Source organism: Chamaesiphon sp. VAR_48_metabat_135_sub (assembly GCF_031418915.1).
In the GTDB taxonomy this organism is placed as follows: Bacteria; Cyanobacteriota; Cyanobacteriia; order Cyanobacteriales; family Chamaesiphonaceae; genus Chamaesiphon.
Window position 1 is genome coordinate 1 of the sequence record NZ_JANOJV010000066.1, and the last position, 7069, is coordinate 7069.

Consider the following 7069-nt stretch of genomic DNA (forward strand, 5'->3'; position numbering starts at 1 on the left):
TGAGAATGGGCTGCACGGTACTCCATTAACCGTTCGGCTGGTAAATCGCCATTGAGAGTAGACATCAGGTACTGAGTCGCCACACGGTGACCTGCTTCATCAAAGAAGATGGGGACATATTTCTCAGCCGCGCCGCGAAAGAGGGCATCGAGAATCATTACTTCGGGTACGGTGTCAAATGGGCCGCCTGTATGTCCACCAACACCCCGCGCTGCACCAGTTGCAGTGAAAAAGACGATCGCATCGCGACAGAGTTGGATGTTCGCAATCAGATCGGCTTTCTGTTCGGCGGTGAGAGTAGGTTTGCTGGCATCGAGGGTGATGCGTTTGTAGGTACTTAGATCAATCGGAAATGTAGTCATAAATTTAGGATATATGTGAGTTGGACGGATTGTGTGCAAACAAGCCAAGACTGACTGCGGCGTAGTCCTCTACCCCCCAACCCCCCTGATAAAGGGGGGGCTTTAAATCCCTTCCCTTGGGAAGGGATGCTTTCGAGCCTTTCCCAAGGGAAAGGGAACCTCTTGCTCCCTCCCCTTTACAAGGGGAGGGCTGGGGTAGGGTAGATCTCCGCTACACACAATTAAACTGATATTCGATATTAATTTTTTGCGTGAAAATGCGTTATTTTATTATTTTCACAGCGTAAACACTGAGAAACCAGCACTAAAAAGAGTATATACTAATAAACAGGCATTATCAATACCAAACCCGCAGTTTCAGGCAAAAGACCAATGCTAACAGCAGAGCGCAGACAATTTATTCTCGAAATTCTCCACCGCAATAAGAAGGTGCTGTCATCAGAACTCAGCAGCGAGCTAAAGGTGTCAGAAGACACTGTACGTAGGGATTTGCGGGAGTTATCAGAAGCGGGACTATTGCAACGAGTACATGGTGGCGCATTGCTAACTTCACCCGCTACAGCCAGTTATGCAGATCGGCAAAAACAAGCACCGAAGGAGAAAGAAGCGATCGCCAAAATCGCCGCAAAATTAGTTCGCCCTGGGCAAGTGGTAATATTAGATGGCGGTACGACGACGCTACAAGTCGCTCACCATTTACCGTTGGACTTACCAGCGACGGTGGTGACAAATAGTCCAACCATCGCACTCGCATTAGCAGAACACGATCGCATTGAGGTGATCATGTTAGGCGGGCGGCTATATAAGACAGCCCTGGTAAATGTGGGTACGGATGCGATCGAATCTCTCCGCACGATTCGGGCGGATATTTGTATGCTAGGTGTGTGCAGTCTCCATCCTGAAGTGGGGATTAGTGTGGCTAATTTGGATGAGGCGCATGTTAAGCGAGCGATGATTGCTGGAGCAGCCGAGGTAATTGGACTGGCGACAGAGGCGAAACTAGATACAGCTTCTAATTATGTAGTCGATACAATTAGGGCGTTGACTTATTTAGTGACTGCTCCGACTGTATCACTCGATCGACTGGCTACGTATGCCGCTTTGGGCTTAACAATTATCCAGGAGATCTAGCTCACCACACTCCACATAAGTTAACTGATTGAATTTCATGCCGATCTTCAGGATGGTTGTCTTGGTGATTTTAAGCTAAATGTACTTATACTCTGCACGGGCAAAAGAGAGAATAGTGTTCACTGTTCTCCCTTTTGCCCTTTTTCTCACATTTTGGTCGCGATCTATACTAGTCTTTATGTATTGCTGCAAGCTGTGACCCTACATGGCTACTCCCCCACGTAACCAATCAGCTAATCCGGCGGGTGCTTGAACTTGGCTGAGGATGGCGCGAAGGGGTTCGCCTTCGAGGACTTCTCGATCGAGTAACACCTTGGCGGTAGATTCTAATAGCTCGCGATTGTGCTCTAGAATAGTCACAGCAATGTTGTTGGCTCGATCGATCGTTTCTTTTAGTAGTCGATCGATTTCGGTAGATACATCCTCACTGACAACCCGACGAGTATTAGTATCCCCTTCCAGGAATTGCGACTGGTTGCTAGCAAACGCAATCGGTCCTAACGTATCGCTCATCCCATACAGAGTAATCGCCTTTTCCGCGAGATTAGTCGCCTTCTGGATATCGTCACTCGCACCTGTAGATACCTTCCCAAACACGACCGATTCCGCCGCCCGTCCGCCTAATAACGTGGCAATTTGACCGCGAATTTCGTCTTCCATCATCAGAAACCGATCCTCGTCAGGCATTTGGAGTGTATAACCCAGCGCACCGACTCCACGCGGGACAATCGAGATTTTCTCTACTTTACCTCGCCCTGGCATCAACGCACCGATCAGAGCATGTCCGACCTCATGATAAGCGACAGTTTGCCGCTCGATCAGATTTAGTACCCGCGATCTTTTCTCCAAACCGACTAATACCCGCTCGAATGCCACCTCGAAATCTGCCATCAAGACAGCCTGACGGTTGTTTCGCGCCGCCATTAGAGCCGCTTCATTGACCAAATTTGCCAAATCCGCACCTGTCAATCCAGAAGTGCGCGTTGCTAATAATTCGAGATCGACATCCTCACCCACCTTCACATGATTAGCATGGACGGTGAGAATCTCCGCTCTACCCGATCGATCTGGTCTGTCAACCACCACCTGGCGATCGAATCGACCTGGACGACGTAAAGCCGGATCGAGGACTTCAGGGCGATTTGTGGCGGCGATTAGCATCACCCCTGCATTGCCATCGAAGCCATCCATCTCAGTGAGTAACTGATTGAGTGTTTGTTCGCGCTCGTCGTTACCACCATTGGGATTCATCCCATTTCCCCGCGATTTACCGATCGCATCTAGCTCGTCGATAAAGATAATACAGGGAGCTTGACGCTTGGCTTTCTCGAATAAATCCCGCACCCGCGACGCACCCACGCCGACGTATAGCTCGACAAATTCCGAACCCGACATACTAAAGAAGGGAACCCCAGCTTCACCCGCAACAGCTTTCGCGAGTAAAGTTTTACCCGTACCTGGAGGACCGACTAATAATACACCTTTAGGAATTTTGGCTCCGAGACGGGTATATTTGTCGCTATTCTTGAGGAAATCGACAACCTCTTGCAGTTCTTGTTTTGCTTCATCGACACCAGCAACATCGGCAAATTTAACTCCAGTTTTTCCTTGTGCATAAGTTCGCGCCTTACTCTTACCAACACCCATTACTCCACTAGCACCGCCCTCGGTATATTTGAGTAACAAAGCACCCGCACCGACTGCAACTAATGGTGGTAAAACAACAGCCAGTAATGTCCCCAACCAGGAATCAGATGGTGGATTTTGAACGGTATAGTCAACGCCATTTGCTTTTAATAGATCTGGTAAACTTTCTGCTAGTAGATCGGGAACAGTAAAATAAGTTTCTTCACTGTTCTCACTAACAACTGTATACTCAATGCGATTGGGACTAATTATTACCCGTTCTACTCGGTTAGTTTTAACTGATGCTAGAAAATCACCGTAAGCCTGTTGGGAAATAGTTGCCATCGTTTTATAATAAAGGAGTAGATGGAGAGTAATACCAGATTTAAGTAACAGTTAGGCTAGGGACTATTGAATAAATCAATGTAGTTCCTTCCTATGTCTTCAGATTAATCGATCGTTCAAGCCAACATAAGTCGTGGTGCTACTCTAAAACTTGGCGGTAAACCACACTGCTAGTCCTGGGCGGCGTAAATAACAGTACTATTTTGGGCTATAAGTTTCACCATGGAAAGTATGTTTATCTAATCACAAGAGATAATGTACTGCTAGTTTATAATGGTGAACAGCTAATCGTCAAAGAACCAGGAAATTTAATCGACAATTAATATGGCCGTTATTGGTGCTATGAGATAATTATTAATGATGAAAGGAAGGATGGGTGAGCAGATACCGTTGCTCCCCGATCAAAGCGAGAAGTTTTGTAATTTATGGATTCACCTAAAAGCTCGATACTGGGCAATTAGAGATATATTATATCTACATCTATGCCTGCAACATTAGTAGGTACAATTCCTGAATTACACCTACTAATGTTGCTATAAAATAATTTAGATCTCGGAAACAGATTGCTAACGTCTGATGTCTTGTTATACTGACTCACAATCCAGGCATTTTACCAAACCCCGATCGAGCATGAATCATCTCAGACTTTATCTTACCCTTGTCGCGATCGTCGCGACCAATTTCTCGTCCCTAGTCTTATTCTCAAAAACAGCCCACGCAGACTCTAAGTTAATTTTACCCGATCGAGCGACAATTTCCACTCAGCAGATCGATCGACTTTCCCAGCAACCAGCAACCGATCGACCCAGCCGAAATTTTGTCAGTCAGGGTACGGAAATATTCCTCAATGGTAAAACGTTAAATATCCCTTGGGGGCAATGGCAAGTCGGAAATAGTGTCCGGTTAGGAATTAGCGATACCGCCCTCGATCGACAGATGGGGGTAGAATTATTTAATAATAGTAATTATCAGACCCAACCGATCAATTGGTATGCTACCCAACGATCGAGAGCAATTAGTTTAAACGCTAAACTCAGTCAGCAATATCGCTATCTAGATATCACCGATCTCGCTAAAAGTAGCGGTTGGCAATGGCAGATCTTCGGGGGTAAACTCCAACTCAATACCCCAGCCACAAGAGTGATCAGTGTGCGCCGAGAAACTATCCCCAAGAACGGCAAGATCGCCGTCACACTAGATCGACATACGCCCTGGAAACTGAGCCAAACACCTACAGAAGGTTATCTAACGATCGAAGCTAATGCCGATCCCGCCTTACTCGCTCAGTTTAATGCACCACCACCAATTGTCGATCCTAATAATTTAGATCCCGACGACGATCCTACCGCTCAAAAATTAGAATATAAAGTCACCAGCAATAACAACCAAACAATTATCCAATTTCCGATCGTCAAAGGACAACGCGCTCGGGTAAAATTATTATCACCAACTAATCTCGAAGTCAGCATCGATCCTAATTTAGCAACAATACCCGATCGCGAGATAAATTGGGCACCAGGATTAAAATGGCGACAGAAGTGGGTGAAATTGGGCACCAACAACTTCCCCGTTACCTATCTCGAAATCGATCCGCGCCAAAAAGGGATTAAAATTCGATCGATCCTCGCGCAAGATCCCAGCCTCGTCGGTACGAATCACCTGATTAAATTCGCCCCACCCACTCAAGTCGCCGCAGCGATCAACGGCGGCTATTTCAATCGGAATAATCGGATGCCATTAGGCGCGCTCAAACGAGATGGGAAATGGTTATCCAGCCCCATTCTAAATCGTGGTGCGATCGGTTGGAACGATGGCGGGCAAATGCGCATCGCCCGCCTGCAAATGCAAGAAACTCTAAATACGTCCAAAGGCGAACAATTATCGATCCTCGCACTCAATAGTGCCTACGCCCAAACCGGAATCAGTCGCTACACCAGCGACTGGGGAAAAACTTATAGTCCGATTCAAGCCGATGAACTAATTGTTACTGTTCAAAGCGATCCTCGTCTACATGTAGTCCGCGAACGAGTCACCCAAATTACCCCAGGCAATGCCGCTGGTAGTATTAACATTCCCATCCCTGTCAATGGTTATTTACTAGCCTTGCGGGGGCAACCAGAGCTGTCTGAAAGCATGTCGATCGGCACGGACTTAACACTCCAATCGCAAATTACCCCCCCCGAGTTCGACACCTATACTCAGATTGCTGCTGCTGGCCCCTGGCTGGTACAATCGGGAAAAGTAGTTCTCGATGCCAAAAGTGAAAATTTTGGGGCGGCTTTTAGTAAAGAAGCTGCTGTCCGCAGTGCGATCGGCAGTTTACCCACAGGTAAGATGATTATCGTCGCCGCCCACAATCGTGCTGGCGGAAAAGGTCCTACCCTGGCAGAAATGGCGCAACTACTCCAGCAAATGGGGACTGTAGACGCACTCAATCTCGATGGTGGAAGTTCTACCAGCCTCTATCTCGGCGGACAATTAATAGATCGAGCTTCAGCCACCGCCGCACGAGTACATAATGCGATCGGGATCTCGTTCGCGGAACCGCAGAGATAGCGAGACGACAGCGGGAGTGTGGGGAGAGAGGTCGATGGCTATTCTTTCTCCTCAAAAGCCTTTTGGACCTCAGCCATCACTTCAGCAGCTTCCTCATCATCAATGTCCATCACAGCTTGCAATTCTTTTAAAAATCCCTGCGCTCCAACGTGGATTTCGCCCGTGTCCAGGTTCATTTTAGCCAAAATAGCCGCAGCATAAGCATCGGGTACCAGATCGTCAGGAATCGCTTCATCGGCAGCATTAAATAGTGCCCCCAGCCCTTGGTCTGCAACAATTGCAGTTAATCGATCGACCATCGATAACAAATCTTCTTCGGAATATTCCGCATACAAGTCAAAATCTGCCAGGATATCCAGGAATAAATCTGGCGCGACCAAATCCTTGGGATTGTCTGCTAGCGCAGCAATAAGCACGATCGATGCCAAGCCTTCAGCTTCATTCAACGGCTCTTCGGTATACTCTTCACAGTTGAAGATACTATCGTATTTTGGCGTGTTCATAATTTGTTCGATCGACTATCCTCCCGCTAGTAATACCAGATGCGAGAGGGAAAGGGAAGGGATAGAGATGTTTTTTAATATAGCGGGGAGCGGGGAGTTCGGAGCGGGGAGGGAGAAATATCGATCCAATATTTAGTTCTGAATCCATGTTTTTAACGACATTATCTTTTCTTTACCCCGCTCCCCGCTCCCCGCTCCCCGCTCCCCGCTCCCCGCTCTCTTCTCCATCGCTTATGGATAAAATTAAAGTAGACGGTCTTGCTCATGCTTCCACCAGATGGGATGATAGTTAGCAATTGCTGTGATAAATGCGGCGATACTCAGCCTGCAATTGTCTACCTGCACCGAAACTAGTTAGTAGTTTAATTTATATATATCATGCCTGTAGCTGCTCAATCATTAGATCAACTTGCTATTAATTCTATTCGCTTCCTCGCTGTTGATGCGATCGAGAAAGCGAAATCTGGACACCCAGGTTTACCAATGGGTGCGGCTCCGATGGCGTATGTGCTGTGGCAAAAATTCATGCAGCACAACCCCAAGAAC

At 47.2% G+C, this 7069-nt stretch carries 5 protein-coding genes and 1 pseudogene; 3 read left to right on the forward strand and 3 right to left on the reverse strand.

The features are described from left to right. Nucleotides 1-362, reverse strand: a pseudogene (locus RMO55_RS05430) (transketolase); the annotation flags it as partial. A gap of 372 nt (nucleotides 363-734) precedes the next feature. On the opposite strand from RMO55_RS05430, the gene RMO55_RS05435 reads away from it, so the two are divergent. Then, on the forward strand, nucleotides 735-1493 hold the full coding sequence (locus tag RMO55_RS05435) for a DeoR/GlpR family DNA-binding transcription regulator (protein WP_310424614.1): 759 nt from the start codon (nucleotides 735-737) through the stop codon (nucleotides 1491-1493). A 201-nt stretch (nucleotides 1494-1694) separates the two neighbouring features. Here the strand turns inward: RMO55_RS05435 and ftsH are convergent, their stop codons facing one another. After that, nucleotides 1695-3515, reverse strand: coding sequence for an ATP-dependent zinc metalloprotease FtsH (ftsH, locus tag RMO55_RS05440; RefSeq protein ID WP_396134182.1), 1821 nt, complete (start codon nucleotides 3513-3515; stop codon nucleotides 1695-1697). 579 nt (nucleotides 3516-4094) lie between these two features. On the opposite strand from ftsH, the gene RMO55_RS05445 reads away from it, so the two are divergent. Further along, nucleotides 4095-6020 (forward strand): phosphodiester glycosidase family protein, encoded by a 1926-nt coding sequence (locus tag RMO55_RS05445; RefSeq protein ID WP_310424618.1) that lies wholly within the window; start codon nucleotides 4095-4097, stop codon nucleotides 6018-6020. A 38-nt stretch (nucleotides 6021-6058) separates the two neighbouring features. Here the strand turns inward: RMO55_RS05445 and RMO55_RS05450 are convergent, their stop codons facing one another. Further along, a complete protein-coding gene (locus RMO55_RS05450; protein ID WP_310424620.1) occupies nucleotides 6059-6523 on the reverse strand; it encodes a hypothetical protein in 465 nt (154 codons plus the stop codon). Between the two features lie 378 nt (nucleotides 6524-6901). On the opposite strand from RMO55_RS05450, the gene RMO55_RS05455 reads away from it, so the two are divergent. Then, the coding region (locus RMO55_RS05455) for a hypothetical protein (RefSeq protein ID WP_310424622.1) at nucleotides 6902-7069 on the forward strand (168 nt) is incomplete at its 3' end.

Coding starts and splice junctions, on each gene's coding strand:
- RMO55_RS05435 (WP_310424614.1), top strand. CDS start 735: ATGCTAACAGCAGAGCGCAGACAATTTATTCTCGAAATTCTCCACCGC.
- RMO55_RS05445 (WP_310424618.1), top strand. CDS start 4,095: ATGAATCATCTCAGACTTTATCTTACCCTTGTCGCGATCGTCGCGACC.
- RMO55_RS05450 (WP_310424620.1), bottom strand. CDS start 6,523: ATGAACACGCCAAAATACGATAGTATCTTCAACTGTGAAGAGTATACC.